General features: G+C 60.1%; 18 protein-coding genes and 1 pseudogene. 8 read left to right on the plus strand and 11 right to left on the minus strand.

Annotated features, from left to right (window positions below):
* Positions 1-114: 114 nt before the first annotated feature.
* From V6R85_RS21610 to V6R85_RS21635, 6 genes and pseudogenes are all read right to left on the minus strand, one after another.
* Positions 115-1,047 carry an ArdC family protein gene (locus V6R85_RS21610; RefSeq protein WP_087747414.1) on the minus strand — a complete coding sequence of 311 codons (933 nt, stop codon included), beginning with the start codon at positions 1,045-1,047 and terminating at the stop codon, positions 115-117.
* Between the two features lie 431 nt (positions 1,048-1,478).
* Positions 1,479-2,077: pseudogene (locus tag V6R85_RS21615) on the minus strand (hypothetical protein).
* Between the two features lie 505 nt (positions 2,078-2,582).
* The gene (locus V6R85_RS21620; protein ID WP_336376889.1) at positions 2,583-2,900 is read right to left on the minus strand and encodes a DUF1419 domain-containing protein; all 318 of its coding nucleotides are present in this window, start codon (positions 2,898-2,900) and stop codon (positions 2,583-2,585) included.
* Positions 2,901-3,074: 174 nt separating this feature from the next.
* Positions 3,075-6,338, minus strand: a complete 3,264-nt coding sequence (locus V6R85_RS21625) for an error-prone DNA polymerase (RefSeq protein WP_111817804.1) — start codon at positions 6,336-6,338, stop codon at positions 3,075-3,077.
* Positions 6,335-7,846, minus strand: a complete 1,512-nt coding sequence (locus tag V6R85_RS21630; protein ID WP_162686926.1) for a Y-family DNA polymerase — start codon at positions 7,844-7,846, stop codon at positions 6,335-6,337. Before V6R85_RS21630 ends, V6R85_RS21625 begins: the two co-directional genes overlap by 4 nt.
* Positions 7,767-8,543 (minus strand): ImuA family protein, encoded by a 777-nt coding sequence (locus tag V6R85_RS21635; RefSeq protein WP_111792065.1) that lies wholly within the window; start codon positions 8,541-8,543, stop codon positions 7,767-7,769. Before V6R85_RS21635 ends, V6R85_RS21630 begins: the two co-directional genes overlap by 80 nt.
* 282 nt (positions 8,544-8,825) lie before the next feature.
* Here V6R85_RS21635 and ligD point away from each other — a divergent pair, with 282 nt between their 5' ends.
* Positions 8,826-9,878 carry a non-homologous end-joining DNA ligase gene (ligD, locus tag V6R85_RS21640; protein WP_111792064.1) on the plus strand — a complete coding sequence of 351 codons (1,053 nt, stop codon included), beginning with the start codon at positions 8,826-8,828 and terminating at the stop codon, positions 9,876-9,878.
* 58 nt (positions 9,879-9,936) lie between these two features.
* Complete coding sequence (locus V6R85_RS21645) at positions 9,937-10,710, plus strand: SOS response-associated peptidase (RefSeq protein WP_336377186.1); 774 nt, start codon at positions 9,937-9,939, stop codon at positions 10,708-10,710.
* 83 nt (positions 10,711-10,793) lie between these two features.
* Here V6R85_RS21645 and ada read toward each other — a convergent pair whose 3' ends face one another.
* On the minus strand, positions 10,794-11,816 hold the full coding sequence (gene ada / locus V6R85_RS21650) for a bifunctional DNA-binding transcriptional regulator/O6-methylguanine-DNA methyltransferase Ada (RefSeq protein WP_336377187.1): 1,023 nt from the start codon (positions 11,814-11,816) through the stop codon (positions 10,794-10,796).
* Positions 11,816-12,220, minus strand: a complete 405-nt coding sequence (locus V6R85_RS21655; protein WP_087747400.1) for a YybH family protein — start codon at positions 12,218-12,220, stop codon at positions 11,816-11,818. The genes ada and V6R85_RS21655 overlap by 1 nt, the downstream gene beginning before the upstream one ends.
* A gap of 176 nt (positions 12,221-12,396) precedes the next feature.
* On the opposite strand from V6R85_RS21655, the gene V6R85_RS21660 reads away from it, so the two are divergent.
* From V6R85_RS21660 to V6R85_RS21675, 4 genes are all read left to right on the plus strand, one after another.
* Positions 12,397-12,909, plus strand: coding sequence for an RrF2 family transcriptional regulator (locus V6R85_RS21660; protein WP_336377188.1), 513 nt, complete (start codon positions 12,397-12,399; stop codon positions 12,907-12,909).
* A 12-nt stretch (positions 12,910-12,921) separates the two neighbouring features.
* Entirely contained in the window at positions 12,922-13,674 is a 753-nt protein-coding gene (locus V6R85_RS21665) for an SDR family oxidoreductase (protein ID WP_336377189.1), read from the plus strand.
* Between the two features lie 13 nt (positions 13,675-13,687).
* Entirely contained in the window at positions 13,688-14,125 is a 438-nt protein-coding gene (locus tag V6R85_RS21670) for a cupin domain-containing protein (protein ID WP_003517453.1), read from the plus strand.
* A 92-nt stretch (positions 14,126-14,217) separates the two neighbouring features.
* Complete coding sequence (locus V6R85_RS21675; RefSeq protein WP_062585762.1) at positions 14,218-14,664, plus strand: carboxymuconolactone decarboxylase family protein; 447 nt, start codon at positions 14,218-14,220, stop codon at positions 14,662-14,664.
* 64 nt (positions 14,665-14,728) lie between these two features.
* Here the strand turns inward: V6R85_RS21675 and V6R85_RS21680 are convergent, their stop codons facing one another.
* On the minus strand, positions 14,729-15,652 hold the full coding sequence (locus tag V6R85_RS21680) for an SDR family NAD(P)-dependent oxidoreductase (RefSeq protein ID WP_062585764.1): 924 nt from the start codon (positions 15,650-15,652) through the stop codon (positions 14,729-14,731).
* Positions 15,653-15,713: 61 nt separating this feature from the next.
* Here V6R85_RS21680 and V6R85_RS21685 point away from each other — a divergent pair, with 61 nt between their 5' ends.
* Positions 15,714-16,649 (plus strand): LysR family transcriptional regulator, encoded by a 936-nt coding sequence (locus V6R85_RS21685; RefSeq protein WP_114836252.1) that lies wholly within the window; start codon positions 15,714-15,716, stop codon positions 16,647-16,649.
* Positions 16,650-16,790: 141 nt separating this feature from the next.
* Positions 16,791-17,822, plus strand: a complete 1,032-nt coding sequence (locus V6R85_RS21690) for an IS110 family transposase (protein ID WP_336377190.1) — start codon at positions 16,791-16,793, stop codon at positions 17,820-17,822.
* Between the two features lie 605 nt (positions 17,823-18,427).
* Here the strand turns inward: V6R85_RS21690 and V6R85_RS21695 are convergent.
* Both V6R85_RS21695 and V6R85_RS21700 read right to left on the minus strand, forming a co-directional pair.
* On the minus strand, positions 18,428-18,856 hold the full coding sequence (locus V6R85_RS21695) for a RidA family protein (protein WP_114836253.1): 429 nt from the start codon (positions 18,854-18,856) through the stop codon (positions 18,428-18,430).
* Between the two features lie 88 nt (positions 18,857-18,944).
* Positions 18,945-19,592, minus strand: a complete 648-nt coding sequence (locus V6R85_RS21700) for a LysE family translocator (protein ID WP_034499637.1) — start codon at positions 19,590-19,592, stop codon at positions 18,945-18,947.
* Between the last annotated feature and the right edge of the window lie 126 nt (positions 19,593-19,718).

The raw sequence follows: 19,718 nt of genomic DNA on the forward strand, positions 1-19,718 counted from the left end.
CGCCCGCACGGAACAAGATCGCCTTCGCTTTCCTCCCAAACGGTCAATCCGCGCTGCCCGGATTCAGATTTTGGGAGCAGCACCAAAGGACGCTCTAAAAAGAGAGGAGCGCTATTACACTGCCTCCCTCGTCGCGCAGGCATCCGCCCTTGGCTGAAGACCGTGGAGATAATTGACCGCCCGCTGCGCATGCGCGGCCGCCTGGAAAATTGCCCGTTTGTCGTTGGCCAGCACCGAGAGCCATGACTGCAGATAGGATGCGTGATCCGGCCGCGACTCAAGTTCCGGCGCGATACCAAGGTCAGCGCAGAGGAAGCAACTGCCAAGTTCGGCAATGAGTTCTTCCCGCGCCCGCTCCGTCCGGTCCTTGGCATAGCGCGACAGGTCACGTCCCACGCGATGTTCTGCCGCCGTCCAGTGGGTCGCCTCATGGCTGAGGACTGCCGCGTACCCGGCGGCATCGCGGAAGGCTTCGAACGGCGGCATCTGGATATAGTCCATGGCCGGAGAATAGTATGCCTGGTTGCCGCCGTGCCGAATGACTGCGCCGGTATTGCGGAAGAACTCGTCGGCGTGACCGATGCGCTCGATCGGGCTCAGGAACGGTTCGGGCGCGCCATGATAGTGGTCAGGCAGGCCGTCGATCTGCGCCACGTTGAACACCGTGTACGATTTAAGGAACGGAATATCGCGCTCCACCTCGCCGCCGTTGCTGTCGGTCTCCGACTTGGTGAAGCGGCTTGCATAGATGACCGTCGTTCCGGTCTCGCCCTTGCGAACAGCTCCATCCAGCTGCAAGGCCTGTTTGAACGTCATCCATGTCGGCGAGACATAGCCCCTCGCTGTGCTCTCCGACCACAACAGCAGCACGTTGAGACCGCTATAGGCTTCGCCGTTGTGGCGGAGCGGCCGGGTGATCCATCCGGTCGTGTTTGCGGCCGACCAGGGCTTCATCCAGGGACGGACGCCTTTTGCCAGATCCGCAACGATCCTGTCGGTGATCCCCGCATAGAGATCGGCGCGCTCGCCCTGCCCTTTTCTTTTCATATCCTTCAACCTCCGTTTTCGGAGGTCGCGACCATCGCGACCCCGTCACGTCGGTCAAAAGCCGGGGAGATCAGGGATGAGCGCACGCGGAACGCGCCGTAACAACGTGAAGGAGGGCGAAGCCCTTGCGCGAGACCCTCGGCCCGGCAGACCGAAGGCGGGACGGGGTAGCAATGGACAGATTACCGATCTTCATCCGCAGCCAATGCAGGGGCTTCGCCAGCAAGACCACTTTCTGCCGCACGGCAGCCGACGGAATCTTAGCAACGGCGCGGTTGAGGTTGGGACCTTCTGTCGACGCATTGAAGTCGCGTCCCGTCGTTGATCCGAGGCGGTGGCCGGCACAGGCCCTCGTGACTTCGAGCTGACGAGAACAGGGCACCTTCGTCTACGTGAACAAAAGCGGGGCAGGAGCCCCGCCGTGATGGATGTTATTCGAAGGCTGACAGCTGGACTGCTGCCGCCTTGCGGTCGAGCGTCTGGCCGGGATTTTCGACCGGCCGGTCGAAGGGCTTCCATGTTTCGCCGACCACCTGCTCATAGGCTGCGACAGCGCCGACGGCCGCCATTCTGAGCGCATGTGCCTGGATGCCCATGTCGGCTGCGAATTCGCGCTTGCGCTGGGCGACGCTCTCATAGCCGACCGGACCGTCGAGATCCTCGTCGCGGGCATCCGCAGCGCTCTTGGCGGTGGCGTCCCGCGCCTCGGTGACGGCGCGGGAGTAGAACTGGCCGGCGCCATGGGCCGATCCGACATAGGCCCCGACGATGCGCTGCAGATGGATCTGCATCGCCCGGTCGCCAAGGCCATCGGAAGTGCGGTGGCGGTTCCGACGATCAGGCGCTCGTGCATGTCACGGATGCCGTCGCCGTCGACAATGGCGGTCCCGAAGCTTTCGGCGATCCGAAGCGCCTGTGTTTCATCGGGGCATGAAAGGCGGACCATTTCGAGGGTGGCGCCTCTGCGCAGCGGCACGACGCGGGCGGATTGGCGGATTGATTGACGGAATTGGGTTGCTGACTTTGCCATGGTGGTCTCCTTTGCTTCGCCGAAGTGTCGGCCCCCTGGCCGTTCTGTCCTTCGGTGCGGTCGAAAGGAACAGGCGCAATCCGGGCGGATCATGGCCCGGGCAGGCCAGATCGAGCGAAGCAGGCAGGCGGTCAAGCAGGGGTGACAAGCCCTTGCGAAGCCCGCGTGCCTGCTTTGTCGAGAGCGGCATGACCGGCCGCCCCGCGGCGCGACAGCGGCCTTGAACCGAACGGGCGCCGGTTCAGACGCCACGAAACCGAAGGACAGAACGGCCAGAGGCAAACCTCGGATGCCGAAGCTGAGAGGAAACCACGCAAGACCCGCGCCAGGCCGCGCCGATCCAACGTCCAAGCCGCAGCTTGCCCAGTCGCCACAACCGCCGACGTCACTATCGGCTCGTGGTCCCGTTTGGCCTGAGCCACCCGGCAGATGTGCACGGGCACGCAATGATGCGATTGCATCCTCCTGTCGCGCGAGCTTTCACGAAAGTCCATCGACGGAGGGATTATGCCGCAGAAACGCGATAATCGTCCGCAGTGCTCGACCAGATATGTTCCAGCTTCTCGTCGTGCGTCATCGCTCGGGAGGGCCTGGATTCGCGTTCAATGATAGCGCTTCGCATGCGTTCGGGCGAGCTCTTGTCGGCCAGGTCGCAATAACCGCGGAGGTGCCGGAGGCACCCGTCGACCGACAGAGAGAAGAGGATGCTGGTGACCAAACCGGTCGGGAATTCGCGCATAGCGAATATCCCGGCCTTGATCGAGAGCAGCGGCAGTATCTCAAACGCGTAGTCGTGGGGTGTGCATCGGCGATCTTGAACCATTCGCCGCTGTAGAGCGCGCTGTCGTCCCACTCCCATACATGCTCAGCCTCGTTCGGTAATGATCGCGCTGATGTGGCACCCATGGCTGCACGCCAACTCTACTGTTTTCCCAAAAAAATGCTGCGGGGGCCCTCGAGGGACGCCAAGCGGTGCGGCTCCCGGGATAGCGAAAAATTACTGAAAATTCCGGCTCTTCACCTTCAGCGTATCGATATGAAGGTCGGGCACGAACATGTCGCGCGGAACGACCGGCTTTAGCCGATCGCGCGAATCCGGCCCGCCACCTCCATGCGCGAACTCATCGCCTCGCCCGGCCGGCAACCTGAACTCGGTATCCCGATCGGCAAGGCCGACGAGGTCGCCTGAGAGATCGAACAGTTGCTGAGCGACGAGATGCACGACCTCCCCTTCCCGTTGAATGCGTCCGTTGATCGCCATCATCGACGATCCCAGCACGATCCGCCGACGCTTCTCGAACAAGGTAGGCCAGACGACGACATTGGCCGGCCCCGTCTCGTCCTCGATGGTGATGAACATCACACCCTTGGCTGATCCCGGCTTCTGCCGCACCAGCACGAGTCCAGCGGTGTAAACCCATCGGCCATCCCGGGCATTCATTGCCTCGGCACAGGTGATGATATTGCGTGCCGACAGGTCCTTGCGCAGAAAGGCGACTGGATGCTGGCGCAAAGTCAGCCCGATGTGACCGTAGTCCTCGATGACGTTATGGCCGTCCGTCATTTGCCGAAGCGCCACCTCTGGCTCCTGCTGCTCGGCAATTGCCGTCGCCTCGCGTTCGGCTGCGGCTGCGGCTGCGAACAACGGTAAGGGCTCGTCGCGCAGCGCCTTGATTGCCCAAAGCGCATCGCGTCGTTCGTGTTTGAGCGATGGCAGGAAGGCATCGGCCTCCGCCAGCTGGACAAGTGCTTCGGTTGGGACACTGGAACGCCGCCACATATCATCGACTGAGGCGAACGGGTTGTTCATGCGCCCTGCAACGATCCGTGCGGCGTCCGCGACAGCCAGTCCTTTCACCTGCCGAAACCCGAGGCGCACAGCATGACGATCGCTGCCTCCAATCCTTTCAAGCGTGCAGTCCCATCGCGAGCGGTTGACGCAGACCGGCCGCACCTCGACGCCATGCTTGATCGCGTCCCCGACGATCTGGGCCGGAGCATAAAAGCCCATTGGCTGGCTGTTGAGAAGGGCTGCGCAAAAGACATCTGGATAATGGCACTTGATGTAGTTCGATGCATAGGCGATCAACGCAAAAGAGGCTGCATGACTTTCCGGAAAGCCGTAGGAGCCGAAACCTTCGAGCTGCGAAAAGGTCTTTTCGGCAAACTCAGGCGAATATCCGTTCTTGACCATGCCGGACACCAGCTTGTCCTTGAAGCGCGAGACGCCGCCAGTGAACTTGAAGGTCGCCATGGATTTGCGCAGCTGGTCGGCCTCACCACCGGTAAAGCCGGCACAGACCATGGCAACACGCATGGCGCTCTCCTGAAACAGCGGCACGCCCAGCGTCTTGCCAAGCACCGCCTCCAACTCGGGTGTCGGATACTCGACAGGCTCCTTGCCTTCACGCCGACGAAGATAGGGATGCACCATGTCACCCTGGATCGGGCCCGGCCGCACGATCGCCACCTGCACGACCAGATCGTAGAAGGTGCGCGGCTTTAACCGTGGCAGCATCGCCATCTGCGCACGGCTTTCGATCTGGAACGTGCCGAGCGTGTCAGCCTTGCGGATCATCGCATATGTGGCGGCATCTTCCTGCTCGATCTTCGAGAGATCAAGATCTTCCCCCTTGTGCTCTCGAATAAGATCGAAGGTCTTGGCCATGCAGGTGAGCATGCCGAGTGCCAAGACGTCCACCTTCATGAATTTCAGTGCCTCGACATCGTCCTTGTCCCATTCGATGATCTGCCGGTCCTTCATCGTCGCCGGCTCGATCGGCACGAGATCGTCCAGCCGGTCATGGGTGAGGACAAAACCGCCGGGGTGCTGACCGAGATGACGCGGCGCGCCCATAAGCTGCTGCGCGAGTTTCAGGGTGAGCGCTAAGCGCCGGTCGTCCGGATTGAGATTGAGCTCCCTGATGTTTCGGTCGGGAACCTCTTCCGACCAGGACCACATGCCCGACGATAGTGCCTTGATGACATCTTCAGGTAAGCCGAGTGCCTTGCCTACATCGCGGATTGCGCCCTTGGCCCGGTAACGGGTGACGGTGGCGCAGAGGGCCGCCTTGTCCTTGGTGTAGGTCTTGTAGATCCACTGGATGACCTCCTCGCGCCGTTCATGCTCGAAGTCGACGTCGATGTCCGGCGGCTCGTCGCGTTCCTGGCTGACGAAACGCTCGAAGAGAAGGTCATTGGTTGAAGGATCGATCGAGGTAATGCCGAGAATATAGCAGACAGCACTATTGGCCGCCGATCCCCTGCCCTGACAGAGAATGCCCTGACTTCGGGCAAAGCGCACAATCGAAAACACCGTCAGGAAATACGGGGCGTATCTCATGGTGCGGATGAGGTCGAGTTCGTGCCGAACGGTCTTTAAAACATCCGGCGGCAGGCCTTCCGGATAGCGATCGGGCGCACATTCCCAGACATAATGCTCGAGCGAGGCCTGGGCATCCTTGCCCGGCACAATCGCCTCCTCCGGGTACTGGTAGGTCAGCTCCTCGAGCGAGAATTTGCAGCGACGCACGATTTCCAGGGTTCGCGCGAGTGCCTGCGTGTAGCGCGGAAATAGCCGCTCCATTTCCTCCGGTGGCTTGAGGTAGCGGTCGGCATGACGTTCGCGCTCAAAGCCGACATCGTCGATCGTGGTGTTGTGCCTGATACAGGTGACGATATCCTGCAATTGCCGCCGGCCTGGCTCATGGAACAGCACATCATTGGTGACGACGGTTCTGACCTTGAACCGCGCCGCCATGTTGGAAATCTCATGCAGGCGCAACTGGTCGTTCGGTCGCCGACGCAGACAGAGAGAGACGTAAGCGCGATCACCAAACAGCTCAGCCATTTTTCGAAGCTGCGCGGCACAGGTGGCATCCGGCAGATCAGGCACCAGAATGCCGATCATGCCCTCGGAGTAAGCGACGATATCGTCCCAGTGCAGGATGCAGTTGTTCTTGCCGCCACGCGACTTGCCGAGCGTGATCAGCCGAGTCAGGCGCGAATAGGCGGCTCGATCCATCGGATAGACCAGCACCGACATGCCGTCCGCGAGATCGAGCCGACAACCGACGACCAGGCGCAGACCCGTGGCGCGGGATGCTTCCAGCGCGCGGACGATGCCTGCCAGAGAATTCCGATCGACGACGCCGAGCGCTTCGATCCCCAGGATCCTGGCGGTCTCGAACAGCTCCTGCGCCGAGGACGCGCCACGCAGAAAGGAGAAGTGCGTCGTGACCTGCAGCTCGGCGTAGCTCATGCGAAGATCCCATGGCAGAACCAGCGATGGGATCCGGTCTCAGGATCAACACCGTCGCCAGAGCGAAACACCCACAGGCGTTCACCGGATTCGTCCTCAATAACAAAGTAATCGCGGACAGCTTCCATCTCTGCGTCGCGTTGCCACCACTCCCCAAAAATGCGTTCCGGGCCATCGGCGCGCTTGACTTTGCGGCGTCTGCCACGCCAGACGATGGAGACCGGAGGGCGGTCCGGCATCAGCGCGATTGCCTCGATCAGCTCGGGTCGTGGCAAGAGCCGGACCGGCCGGCGCCAATGGCTGACCCAGGCAATGGCGATCGGTTCAGCAACGGGGCTGATCCGCTTCACGGAGCGTTCCGGCACATCTGAGGCGACCGGTGCGACGCGGTAGACCCGCTGGCCTCGGTTTCCATAGATGTCGATCAGCGGCGTCACGTCGGTGATATCATCCTCAATAAGGGCAGAGGCTTTCTGCGCCTCCTCCAATGCCTCGGCCAGAACCGCAACAAGGGTAAGCTTCTCGATCCCGAAACCCGGCTCGATCTTCTCCGTCCGGTCCCGAAACAGTTTCGTCAGCCAGGCGATATCACGGGCCGGCTTGGCGGTACCTGCGCGAATGGCTTGTCTGGTACCGTCGACCTTCTCGACAATGAGGTCGGCGCGGCGCACCCCAAGGCCGCGCTTCTGAAGCTCATCGACCAGTTGGACGACGAGGCGGCCGACATATTTGTTGATCGTTTCGGCGGCGCCAATCGGTTCAGCGAAGGCTTTCGAAACTTCGACCAGCTCAGGGGTGCGGATCGGCTCGATAGGCTCGGCGATACGACAGAGCATCTGGTCGAGACGGCGGCCGATCTCCGGTCCAAAGCGCAACGTCAGTGGCGCACGTGGCGTGTTGGCAAGCTCGCCAATGGTCTGGAAGCCGAGAATGCGCAGATCGCTGACAATCTTGGACGGCAGGCGCAGGAGCGATATCGACAGTTTTTCCACCGTCCGGACTGTCTCGCCTGACGGAACGATGATCGTGTCGCGGTTGATGGCGCGGGCGCAGGCATGGGCTGCACCCCAACTGTCGGCGACCGCCACGCGGGCAGTCAGCTTCCTGCCCAGAAACTGGTTGGCGATCTTTGTCATCATTGGCAGCTCGCCGCCCTGAAGGTGGTCGGCGCCTTCGGTATCCATGACAATGCCATCGATCCCGTCGACGGCAACAATTGGCGAATAGATCGTCAGCGCCCAGAGCGTGATGCGTTCGAGAGCGACCCGATCGGCTTCGATATCCGCGTCAACCATCATCAGACCGCGAAACAGCGACTGCGCCTTCGCCGCCGGCATGCCGACATGCACGCCAGCAGCTCTGGCAGCCGGGTCGGCAGCCGAAACCCATCGCTTGGAACCGCTTTTGGCGATTACCGCGATTGGCTGTTCAGGCGGAATGGAGGGATCGGCTCGACGAATGCGATCCGTCGGCAGATCCGGAAGATAAATGGATACGACCCTTGTCATCACACGCTCTCACGAGAAACTCAGCACACTCACCCGCTTTCACGCGCATCAATTCCAAAAACCACTGAGGCCTGCCCACCCCCGGTACCGGCAGCTCCTCGGACGGCATCACACTCACCCGCCATCTGGTGGTTGACGCCGTCGGCTGGCCAAAATCATTTGCCTCCGTCTGCCGTCGCCATCGGCGGACACCAAGCGCCATCGTCCCGGTTCGCTCGGCAGCCAGCTGCAGGCGTCGGGAACTGACCATCGGCAGGCGGACAAGCTCGCCGACGACCGCCCCGAGACCGCCGAAGGAAAGTCCCTCCTCCATATTGGCCAGAACATCCTCTTCCCTGTCGGACTCCACGAAGATGACGCGGTCGGGATGGAGACCGACCTGGGCAAGCGCCGGAAAAAACAGATCCGGCCTCGTCAGACACCAGATGACGGGGCCTTTGGTTCGCGCGGCAATGCCGGCCACAAAAAGCGCGGCAGCCGCTCCGTCGACTGTACCGGATCCACCGCCCGCGAACTCATGCAGCGCTCCATAAGCAAGACCCCCGCCAGGCAAGGCCGCGTCGATTTCGGGGACGCCGAAGGCGAGTGTGCCAGCCCGTTTCGCGGCTGCGCCCTCCAGCGATGAGATGCGTTCACGCAAGTCGCAGATCACATCCAAGACCCCTCCAGGAGCCCTGGGGGAACGGGCAGCAGTCATCGTTCACGGCTCCCTTCAAGGTCGTGTTCAAAAGATCGACATCATGTCGCACGGGCTATTTGTTCATTGTTTGTTCTGGTGACGCGAAAGAGTCAAGCACCACAAGGTTGAGGAATACTATCCTAGTATTAGCAAAAACGAAGATTCGAAAAGGATTCAAGGATGTAGGGATAACAAGAATTTTTACCGCACTCCCCTCGTGTCGAGCTCCGGATCGTGGATAGCTGGGATAGATGAGCGGCGTCACACTATTCTTAAGGTTTTCGTGCTGAACTCTCGCCCATGACGAAGCCACCGAGATCAAAACCGCTCCTTCGTGATATCGAAGCCCCGATCCGCTCGAAGCCGCGTCGGAAGCGTAATCCTGCGCAGCCACAGCTTCTGTTCGATCCGATGCCCGACCGCGTTGAGCCGGCGCTTGCTGAGCTGAAGGCCCATCCGCCACGAGGTGACCAGTGGAGCTGGGAACTGAAGTGGGATGGCTATCGGCTGGCGGTCCACATCGAGCCAACAGGGGTCCGCATCCTTACCCGCGGTGGTCATGACTGGACGCACCGGTTTCCGGCGATAGAACAGGCTGCCCGAGCGCTTGGCCCGGCAACGATGATCATCGATGGCGAGGCGGTGGTGCTTGACGATGAAGGGCGGCCGGATTTCGGGCTGCTTCAGAAGTCGTTGGGGGCTTCGGGCAAGACGGCCGGTAACCGGTCATCTGATGCCGTCCTCTACGCTTTTGATCTTATGTATCTCGACGGCCACGATCTGCGGGAGACGGAATACCGATCACGCCGTCATCTTCTCGAGGATACGATAAAGGCAAATGACGGCGCCATCCGTCTGTCGGAAACACTCGACGCCGAACCAGACGTCCTGTTGGAGCATGTCCACAGCCTTGGCCTCGAGGGGATCGTCGGCAAGCGTCTCAATCAGCCCTATCGCTCCGGCCGCACCGGCGACTGGGTGAAGATCAAATGCGTCGACAGCGAAGCGTTCATGGTTGTTGGCTACGAGCCATCCACCGCATCGCCGGGCGGTTTCGCATCGCTGGCGCTTGCTGCCTATCATGGCGATGAGCTCATTCATGTCGGAAACGTCGGCACGGGCTTCAAAGAAGCCGAGATGATCAGGCTGCGCAAGATACTCGACAAACTCCGCTGGAAACGAAAGCAGCCGCCCGTTCCCTATCCCGGAAAAACCGACATTGTCTGGGTCGAGCCGACGCTGATCGCTGAGATCGAGTTTCGGGCGTGGACCAGCGAGGATAAACTGCGGCATGCTTCCTACAAAGGACTGCGGGAACGGCAGGACAATGCCGACGTTTACAAGCTAGACTAGAGACGCAGGCGGACGTCACCGGACAACTGCATTCGGTCGCAACGGAGGAATTGCTGCCATGTGCAATCTTTATCGCATGGAAGACAAGGACTGGGTCTCGAAATGGGCTCAGGATGCCGAAAGCTTTATTAACCTGATGCCGGCGTATCAGATGAACCCCGACCAGCTGGGGCCGATAGTCCGTAACACGGCTGACGGGAAGAAGCAGCTCGTGCACGCCCGCTGGGGCCTGCCCTCGCCTCGCTTCGCCTTGGAAAAAGCGGCCAAAGCCAAGGCCGAGAAACTCGCAGCCAAGGGCAAGCCCTTCGATCTTGAAGAACTGATCCGCATAGAGCCCGACCGCGGCACGACGAACGTCCGCAAGCTCAATTTCCCGCACTGGACGCGATGGTTCGGCGTCGAGCACAGGTGTCTCGTGCCCGTCACCAGCTTTGCCGAACCGGATCCGGCGAGCCAACAGGACGGTGGCAATGTGCCCAATGCATGGTTTGCGCGCGACGAGGCAAAATCGCTGATGTTCTTCGCCGGTATCCACGTGCCGCAATGGAAAAGCGTCCGCAAGGTGAAGGATGGAATGACCACGGACGATCTCTATGGCTTCCTGACCACGGATCCGAACGATCTTGTGAAGCCAATCCACGAAAAGGCCATGCCTGTTCTGCTGCTGACGAAAGAGGAAACCGACGTCTGGATGCGAGCACCTTGGGAGGAAGCAAAGCACCTCGCCCGCCCACTACCAAACGATGCGCTCATCATCCTGTCACGTGAGCCCTACGGATCGTCAATCGTATCGAAATCTGGCGAGCCGGTGGAGCAAGACGGTCTGGTGTAACCCATTAGCCGTTTCGCTCGGCAGGAGCACTCCACAATCGGGTAAACCACCGCGGCGCAGTTGTGCGAGAACACGATTTCAATTTAATGTCGTCCCTCTCTTCGCAGCAGCTCAGCCTTCCGCTCGATTCCCCAGGTATAGCGGAATGACGCTCCATCTTTTCTCACAACACGGTGGCAGGGAATAGCGATGGCGAGTGGATTGCTCGCGCAGGCGCTAGCCACAGCCTTACCGGCCTTCGGATATCCAACCCTCGCTGCGAGATCTTCATAGCTGATGATCTCGCCCGGAGAAATATCTCGCAACGCCAGCCAGACGCGACGCTGGAAGGTAGTCCCACGCAGGTCGAGCGGCAAGTCGAAGCCGACCTCCGGGCGCTCAACCATTCCAACAACCTTGGCGACGGTATCCTCGTATCGTTCGTCCCCTCCGACAAAGTTCGCGTTTGGAAATCGATCCTGAAGATCTGTCAGGAGGGCGGCAGGATCATCCCCAAGGAGAATTGCCGCAACGCCCTTGGCGCTCGATGCAACCAGGATCGCCCCAAGCGATGTCTGGCCGACTGCAAAGTGCAGCGTTTCCCTGCGCCCGCCCGCCCTGTAGTCTGCCGGAGCCATTCCGAGCGCGCGGCTGCATACCGCGTAGAACCTTCCGCTGGAACCGTATCCTGCGTCATAGAACGTCGATGTAATGGTCCTGCCCGGTTTTAGTCCTTCGCGGACGAGTTGAGCCCTCCTCTCGAGCATGTATGCTCGCGGGGTCATTCCAGTGTGTGCACGGAACGTTCGGTGGAAGTGCCCTTCACTGACGCCGAGCGCATGCGCGAGCGCCGCGACGGTCGGCGAGCTGTCTCCGGCATCAATCAGCTTGCACGCCTCGGCGACCAGATCGGCATTCCTCCTTGCGAATTCCTCATCATTGGGACGGCATCGCAGGCACGGGCGAAAGCCTGCTCTTTGTGCGTCGGAGACGCACCCGAACCAGCGCATGTTCTCTGGCCGGGGAGGACGGGAGATGCAGGTCGCCCTGCAGTAGACGCCGGTTGTGAGGACGCCGCGGAATGCGAGCGCTGTCGCTTCGGTCAGAACTTCCGCGGCATCCGTCATCAGCCGGCGCTCCTCTGCATCGAGCCAAACGGGTTGTCGATGAGGTAACGCCACAGGCCGTCCGGCCCGCGGCGGGCGATGTCCGTCGCAGTGGCTACCATGTTGATCTCGGTCCCATCCTTCGCGGTGCCGATGTACGACCAGTCGAGGATGAGAGAGGCGACGTCGCCGGCGACGAACAGGTGGCGCTGGGTGATCGACATCTGAAGGCCGAGGCTAAAGTACTTGGCAAGCTCCTTGCCGATTGCGTCTTTGCCCACGTGAGCGACGCCCGCGGCGTCAACGATCAAACCTTCCGGGTCGTAGAAGCCGAGCATGGTCTCGACGTCGAGCGAGTTCAGATGGGCGAGAAGCGCCGGGACGATGCCTTCCGGCGTCGAGGAGAGTGCGAGCTTGGTAGTCATTCGATGTCCTTTGTTGTTGTTTCCGCTCTTGCGAGCATCGTGACAATGGGCGGACTTCCAGCCGTCGAAACTCCGTTTTCTGATCTCATATTCGCAATTTCGAGCACTTGATGTGATCACGGGTTGACTCCGATCAAAATCATAGACATTTTATATCCACGATTAGGAGATGCAACATGAAACTGAGCGAAGGCGTCGAACAGGCGATCCACTGCACGGCATTCCTGGCGGGGCTGTCGCAAGACGGCGTGCTGTCGGCTGCAGCACTGGCCGAACTCCACGGCGTGTCGACAAGCTATCTGCTGAAGCACCTTCAGGCGCTGTCCGGCGCGGGCATCGTCGCGACAACACCAGGGCCGAAAGGCGGCTACAGGCTGGCCAAGGCCCCACGCGAAATCAGCCTCCTGGATATCGTCCTCGCGGTCGAGGGACCGGCGCCCGCCTTCCGGTGCGCCGAAATCCGCCAGCGAGGGCCGAACCCTCTTCCGCAGCGCTATTTCACAAAACCCTGCCAGATCAACGCCGCGATGCTGAAAGCCGAGAAAGCATATCGCGCAGAACTCGCCAAGGTGTCCGTCGCGGACCTTCTGGCGGATCTCGGCGCAGACGACGACGGCGAGATCGCCGCCCGCGGATGCGCCTTCCTGAAACTCCACGAACGCAAGACGGGCAATCGCGCCTCGTCATAGGAGAAAGCAGAAATGAGTACGTTAAAGAAGGTCGCCGTCATCGGCGGCACGGGCCTGATCGGCTCGAAGGCAGTGAAGTTGCTACAGGACGCCGGCCACGAAGCCGTCGTCGCAAGCTCCCGCAACGGGATCAATGCCTACACAGGCGAAGGACTGGCCGATGCGCTAGCAGGCGCCGACGCCGTCATCGACGTTTCCAACATGATGTCGTTCGACAAGACTGTGATAACCGACTTCTTTGGAACGTCGAGCAGCAACCTGACGATCGCAGAAAAGGCCGCGGGCGTACGCCACCACGTCGTCCTTTCCATTGTCAACGCCGATCAGCTCGCGGCCAATCCCTACATGGCCGGCAAGCTGGCGCAGGAGGAGACCGTCGCGGCGTCGGGCCAAGGGTACACCATCGTCCGCGCGACGCAGTTCCATGAGTTCATCGAGACCCTGGCCGGCGCTTATGCGGCCGACGGCGTGGTGAAAGTGCCGGATATCGACTTCCAGCCGATCGCGGCCGACGACGTCGCCGCTGCTCTGGTGGAAGCCGCGCTCGGGGAGCCGAAGAACGGATCCGTCGATCTTGCCGGGCCCGAACGGGGACCGTTCGAATCCTTCATCCGGACCTATCTCGACGCCAAGGGCGACGCTCGCCCGGTCAACGCCGACGCCGCCGTTGACTACTTCGGCGCTCCCGTTGTCGCCGGCTCACTGGTTCCCGACGGAGACTACGTCAAGGGTGCGATCACGATCGCCGAGTGGCTCAGAACATAGGAGGGAAACAATCATGAAGACCATCCTCCATGCCGCTTCAGCCCTTGCGGTCTCTCTGGCCACAGCTTCCGCTCATGACGTTGCCAAGCCTGGACTTGCATATGACACGAAGGACGCGAAGGTGACGCTGGTTTACGAGCATCCCCTCCCGGACGTTCCCGGAAAGAGCGTGAAGGGCGTCCTCGTCGAGTACGGCCCCGGCGGCTACAGTTCCGCTCATACGCATGCAAAATCCGCCTTGATCTATGCGACGGTTCTCGAAGGCGCCATCCAAAGTGCCGTGAACGGTGGCGAGACGAAGACCTTCATCGCCGGGCAGAACTTCACCGAGCTGCCGGGCGACCGCCACGACGTCAGCGCCAACGCCAGCAAGACCGAGCCGGCGAAGCTGCTTGCCGTCTTCGTCGTCGATACCGATGACACCGCCCTGACGACACCGCGAAAGCCGTAGCGCTACCTACCAGACCTACCCCCTCACCTAGCACAAGCAACGACGGTTTCTCCGGCGAACGGAGAACCGTGTCCACGAGAAAGGAAAACAATATGTCCCGCATGAACTGGTCCGAAGTCGCCCCCGAGGGGGCCAAGGCGCTCTTCGGCGTCCATCACTACGTCACCAAGAAAACGAACCTGCCTGGGGAGCTGATTCATCTCGTCTTCCTGCGCGTGTCGCAGATCAACGGCTGCGCCCATTGCATCGACATGCATAGCCGCGACCTACGCAAGACAATGTCGGTAGACAAGATCACGCTCGTCCCGGTGTGGGACGAGGTGCCTCACCTGTTCAGCGACCAGGAACGAGCAGCACTGGCCTGGGCTGAAGAAGTCACGAATGTCAGCCAGACCCACGCCTCGGACGAGGCTTATGCCGCGGCCGCGTCAGCCTTCGAACCGAAGGATCTCGTCGATCTGACGATCACGATCGCCGCGATGAACGCCTTCAACCGCCTGGGCGCGCCATTCCGGCTTCCGGTGGCGGCCAAGGCCTGACCAGCGTCCGGTCATCGCTCGACGAGCACCCTTCAGTTCCAGACAGGTCGACAGGGTGTTCCGCTCACAGAGGCAATCCCAGTAACCGCGTCGCGATCTCCCAGAGGCGGACCGCGTTGTCCTCATCAACCGCGTATCTCGCCACGCCTTTGAAGGGCCCAGGTCCCCGCTCGTCAACGACCGAGGCCTCCTGGCAATCGTCGAAATATCGACCGGAAATGCCTTCGACGAGCGGCGAACCCGCCAGCAGCACCGACGTGGCTGCCCCCTGCTCTATTGTCTTGCGCAAATGCTCGGGGGTTCGCAGGCCTCCGGTGTGCTTCTGAAGCCCCGTGGCAATCGCTCCGGGATTGAGCGCGTTGGACGTTATCCCGTCGCTGGCCCAGTTCTTGGTGATCCCAACGGACAGCAGGATGCAGGCTGTCTTCGATTGCCCATAAGCAAGGAGCGGATCGTATGGAATGAAGCGGAAGTCTGGATCGTCCCAGAACACGGGCGCGAACAGGTTGCCGGTCGAGGCGACGGAAACGACACGGGCACCATTTGCCTTGGCCAGATGCGGCCGCAGGCCAAGGGCTAGCGCGAAATGCCCCAGATAGTTCGTGGCGAACTGCATCTCCCGCCCTTGCGCAGTCCGCTGCAATTCCGGAATGGCCATGACGCCCGCATTGTTGACGAGAAAGTGCAAAGGCTCGTTCCAGTTCTCCGAGAATTCCTGCACGGAAGACAGATCCGCGAGGTCGAGGCGCCGAACGCGCAGTTGAGCCTCGGGCATACTCTTTTTCAGCTCAGCGACTGCCTTCTCCGCCTCATCCGGGCGGCGGGCTGCAATCGTCACAGCAGCTCCCGCGGCCGCGAGAGCGCGGCTCGTCTCCAGCCCGATGCCAGCGGCGCCACCGGTTACGATGACGTTCCGGCTGGCGAGGTCGACGCCTTCCAGAACGTCGGCGGCCGTAGATGAAAAGCCGAACGGTATCGGTAAAGTCATGGTTGTACTCCTTCAGTAATCGACTTGTCCCAAAGATAAGCGCATGGCATTCATGAACTAGATGACCACCGTTACACGCAATGATGAGATAATTCGAACAGTGGGCTTGCTCCCTCCTGGCGAGCTAGCGGCCTTCCTTGCCGTCGCCGAGCACGGAGGTTTTCGCGCTGCGTCCCGAGTTCTGGGCCAGACGGCGTCGGCGTTGAGCCACGCAGTCGCCGGACTGGAGAGACGTCTCAAAGTGAAGCTCTTCCACCGTTCGACGAGGAACGTCTCGCTGACGGAGCCTGGGCGGAGACTTGCGGAGCGGCTCATGCCGGCGCTTAGCGAAATCGGAATGGCGGTCGAGGAGCTTCACGACCAAGCCGCCTCGCCGTCCGGGCTTGTACGGATCAACTGCGACGCCAACGCCGCCGAGCAGGTGCTAATGCCGCTGTTGACGCGCTTCGTGAAGCTGCAGCCGGCAATGCGCTTCGAAATCCGGTCCGAAGGGCGACTGGTCGATATCGCCGAAGGAGGTTTCGACTGCGGCATCCGCGCGGCGGAACTCGTCCCCGGCGAGATGGTCGCAATCCCGATCGGTCCAGACCAGCAGCACATCGTGGTGGCATCGCCCGCCTATCTCGACAATGCGCCGCTTCTCGAAAGTCCGTCGGATCTCTCGCTTCACCAGTGCATCCAGCTCCGCATGGCGGGCGGGTCGATTTATCGCTGGGAGTTTCAGCGCCGGGGCGAGGATGTCGTCGTGGCGACGACCGGCAACCTCGTGGTCGACCAGTCCCGACTTCTTCTGGCCGCGGCTCTGGACGACTGCGGCCTCGCCTATGTCACTCGATGGATGGCCGAGGAAGCACTTGCGGACGGGAGACTCCGGCAGGCGTTAGCCGAGTGGACGCCGCCCTATCCTGGCCTCTGCCTTTACTATCCCAGACACCGCCATATCGGAGCGGGGATGCGGGCTTTTCTGAACTTTTTGAGGGCCAATCGATCGATCTAAGCTCTTGAACATGGGGTAATCGCGGGTCGGTTTCCCCAAAGGCATTGCCTCAGCAATATCTGACATGGGTGGTTGCCCCCGGTAAGATGGAAATACGGGCTCACGATTGGAACCGGGCCCAGCATCAAATGGGAGGCAACCATGGACCAATATATCGGGCTTGATGTTTCGCTGAAAGATACTGCGGTTTCGATCCGAGAGAATAGGAAGCGTATCTGGCGGGGGAAATGCCCTTCTGATCCGAAAGTTATATCGCAAATCATCCGCAAGCATGCTCCGCACGCAAAGCTAGTCGTCTTCGAGACAGGTCCACTGTCGACATGGTTCTATCATGCGCTGAACGCCGAAAGAATTCCCGCGATCTGCATTGAAGCACGGCATGCGCAAAAGGTTCTGAATGAAACCCTCAACAAGACTGATGCCAATGATGCGGATGGCTTAGCGCAGTTGGCAGAAGCCGGATTTTACAAAGTCGTGCGAGTAAAGACCTTCGACAACATGGTGACACGCACACTGGTGGCAGCGCGTAGCCAGCTCGTAAGCATTTCCAAGCAGCTCAGCAACCAAATACGTGGCCTCCTAAAAACGTTTGGTCTCATCGTACCCAAAGGGAAAGGCGGGGCATTTGATGCTAATGTGAGAGCGCTACTGGATGGAAATAGCGGCCTAGCAGGTGTGATATTGCCCCTGCTCGAGGCATGGCGCGACATACGTAAGCGCGCATCTAATCTTGATCACCAATTGCTCGTAGCTTCCAGACAGAGCCGGGCTACGAAGCTCCTGATGACGATTCCAGGCGTTGGTGCTGTCACGGCCGTCTCGTACATTGCCGCGATCGAAGATCCCGAAAACTTCCCCACCTCGCGCTCAGTCGGCGCTTGGCTAGGGCTGACGACGCGGCGCTATCAGTCTGGCGAAATAGATTATGATGGCCATATCTCGCGACGCGGTGACAGTCGGCTGCGGGGATTACTCTACGAGGCAGCTACCGTTCTCTTGACGAGAACCACTGCCAGGACCGAATGCAGTCTAAAGACCTGGGGGCTGAAGCTGCGTGAGCGGCTGGGCTTCAAACGTGCCGCGGTTGCTGTTGCGCGAAAACTTGCCGTCATAATGCATAGCATGCTCAAGGCCGGGCAAGCGTTCAATCCATTGGGCGGCGCAGCAGCTTAACCGAAGCGCCGGCCTACCTGCCTCAGCACCTCAATCAAACTGAGATGCTGGGCGTCCCTGCTGTGGACGTGGGTTGGGTCATTCCGTTGATTCCGTCGCAGCTCATTGAGACTGCGTCTTGAACATAGGAAGACCTGCCCTGCGAAAACCCATCATGCGGCGACTACATGTCGACCGCGGAGACAACAGTGCTCCCAGCACCGGACGAATTTGCAGGAATGAAAGATGTCGAAAGAAAATCTACAGAAGGTGCCGCGCTAGCAACACGGCAACGAAGTACCTCGTTTAAAATCCGCTTGACCCGATGCAGGCGATTAGACAACGGATACCAACTCGCGATCTGCTCATCAGACCTCTAAGTGACTGAGACTTCGACTACTAAGCGTATGCGGATCGGTGGTGCGGCGTACCGGAGCTTATGGAACCGCTAATTCCAGCCGACCAAGGAATATTATGGAGAGAATACAAACCTGTCGCAGCCGCGGCATTCGCGATACAAACCGCGGCTGGTCGTCCACCAGCTGCGTCGTTTTGTTATGTCTTCTACACCAGCTGTCCGGTCGAATTTGAGCACTTTTCGACTTCGGCGGGGATCAACTGCCGCTCTATTCCAACGGGTGCGAAGGTATAGCTGCCACAACTTTGATTTCCACAAGAAGACCGGGATGGGCAAGTTCAGAGACGCCAATGCAAGTCCACGCGCATGTTCCGCGGGGGAAAATTCGGTCCTTTACCTTGCGAAAGGTATGTATGTGCTGCTGCAATCCGACATGATACGTAGTCATTTCGACAACATCTTCGAAGCTGCAACCTGCCGCTGACAAAACGGTAGCTAAGTTGTCCCAACAAGCCTCGAATTGCTTCTCTGGGTCGTTGATAACATTCATGTTGGTATCACGTCCAACCTGCCCCGCGCAGAAAACCAGGTTTTCGAAGCGTACTGCAGGGGCATAGCCTGCCCGCTCCACAATGGGCCTCATTGCCAGCGGCACGATAATTTTGCGATTCACAAATGATCCTTTCTTCGTCCGCATAGGCCGAGCCAAATTAGCTAAGTGAATGCACTGATGCGATGGGGTCGTTGTATTGAAGGCGCGTTAGCCCCGGATTAGGTTGAGACGATCAGGCAGGGCTCTTTGCCAATAACAAGCGACCGCCTAGCAAAATCAAAGCCGCCCCGGAAACTGTTTTGATCCTTCTGGCGATGTGCGGGCGATTGAGGAAACCGGTGACGCTGCCGATAAGGAGGACAACTACGCCGTAAAAACCTACAGCGATCAGAGCATGTGTGAGTGCAAGCGCGGCGCCATTTGCAAGCACCTCCTGTTGGTGGCCCTCCAAGAATTGGGGGAAGACCGCAACGTAAAAGATCGCCGGTTTGGGATTGAGGAAATTGCTGAGATATCCGCGAACGAAGGCTTTCGGAGCTGTCAGGCTCATTGGAACCCGGCTTGGATTTATGACAGATGCATCCAGACCGCGCAGCGACAAGAGAGATTTGATCCCCAGCCAGATGAGATAGGCTGCACCCAACAGTTTCATGACTGTGAACAAGATTGCCGACGCTGCGATCACTGCCCCCACTCCAACAAGTGCCAACGTGGCATGAGAAACGATGGCTGCGGCGAACCCGAATACCATCCCGAAGCCGGTCAGCTTCGTGTTGCTCGGCGAATTGGCTAGGAGCAAAGCCAGGTTGGGTCCCGGTGTCACCACGATCATGGTAACGATAGAGATAAATATGAGGTATTGATGCAGAGGGATGGACATGGCAACGACCTTGCGGTTTGGGCACAATTAGAGCGTACTGCATCCGACCGTTTTCCGGCCTGAATCATACGAAGGAGTTCGAGTCGAGACGGAGTTATCGGGTACAGTGCTCCCGGGCAACAGATA

The sequence above is a fragment of the Agrobacterium sp. CCNWLW32 genome, from assembly GCF_037083425.1.
GTDB classification, from domain to species: Bacteria; Pseudomonadota; Alphaproteobacteria; order Rhizobiales; family Rhizobiaceae; genus Agrobacterium; species Agrobacterium radiobacter.

Excerpts from the sequence above, each read along its gene's own strand:
- V6R85_RS21630 (WP_162686926.1), bottom strand. The coding sequence starts at position 7,846 with ATGACAAGGGTCGTATCCATTTATCTTCCGGATCTGCCGACGGATCGC.
- V6R85_RS21660 (WP_336377188.1), top strand. The coding sequence starts at position 12,397 with ATGAAACTGAGCGAAGGCGTCGAACAGGCGATCCACTGCACGGCATTC.
- V6R85_RS21620 (WP_336376889.1), bottom strand. The coding sequence starts at position 2,900 with ATGGTTCAAGATCGCCGATGCACACCCCACGACTACGCGTTTGAGATA.
- V6R85_RS21695 (WP_114836253.1), bottom strand. The coding sequence starts at position 18,856 with ATGCGGACGAAGAAAGGATCATTTGTGAATCGCAAAATTATCGTGCCG.
- V6R85_RS21655 (WP_087747400.1), bottom strand. The coding sequence starts at position 12,220 with ATGACTACCAAGCTCGCACTCTCCTCGACGCCGGAAGGCATCGTCCCG.
- V6R85_RS21700 (WP_034499637.1), bottom strand. The coding sequence starts at position 19,592 with ATGTCCATCCCTCTGCATCAATACCTCATATTTATCTCTATCGTTACC.
- V6R85_RS21670 (WP_003517453.1), top strand. The coding sequence starts at position 13,688 with ATGAAGACCATCCTCCATGCCGCTTCAGCCCTTGCGGTCTCTCTGGCC.
- V6R85_RS21665 (WP_336377189.1), top strand. The coding sequence starts at position 12,922 with ATGAGTACGTTAAAGAAGGTCGCCGTCATCGGCGGCACGGGCCTGATC.
- V6R85_RS21625 (WP_111817804.1), bottom strand. The coding sequence starts at position 6,338 with ATGAGCTACGCCGAGCTGCAGGTCACGACGCACTTCTCCTTTCTGCGT.
- V6R85_RS21685 (WP_114836252.1), top strand. The coding sequence starts at position 15,714 with ATGACCACCGTTACACGCAATGATGAGATAATTCGAACAGTGGGCTTG.
- V6R85_RS21690 (WP_336377190.1), top strand. The coding sequence starts at position 16,791 with ATGGACCAATATATCGGGCTTGATGTTTCGCTGAAAGATACTGCGGTT.
- V6R85_RS21680 (WP_062585764.1), bottom strand. The coding sequence starts at position 15,652 with ATGACTTTACCGATACCGTTCGGCTTTTCATCTACGGCCGCCGACGTT.
- V6R85_RS21635 (WP_111792065.1), bottom strand. The coding sequence starts at position 8,543 with ATGACTGCTGCCCGTTCCCCCAGGGCTCCTGGAGGGGTCTTGGATGTG.
- V6R85_RS21645 (WP_336377186.1), top strand. The coding sequence starts at position 9,937 with ATGTGCAATCTTTATCGCATGGAAGACAAGGACTGGGTCTCGAAATGG.
- V6R85_RS21610 (WP_087747414.1), bottom strand. The coding sequence starts at position 1,047 with ATGAAAAGAAAAGGGCAGGGCGAGCGCGCCGATCTCTATGCGGGGATC.
- ligD (WP_111792064.1), top strand. The coding sequence starts at position 8,826 with ATGACGAAGCCACCGAGATCAAAACCGCTCCTTCGTGATATCGAAGCC.
- V6R85_RS21675 (WP_062585762.1), top strand. The coding sequence starts at position 14,218 with ATGTCCCGCATGAACTGGTCCGAAGTCGCCCCCGAGGGGGCCAAGGCG.
- ada (WP_336377187.1), bottom strand. The coding sequence starts at position 11,816 with ATGACGGATGCCGCGGAAGTTCTGACCGAAGCGACAGCGCTCGCATTC.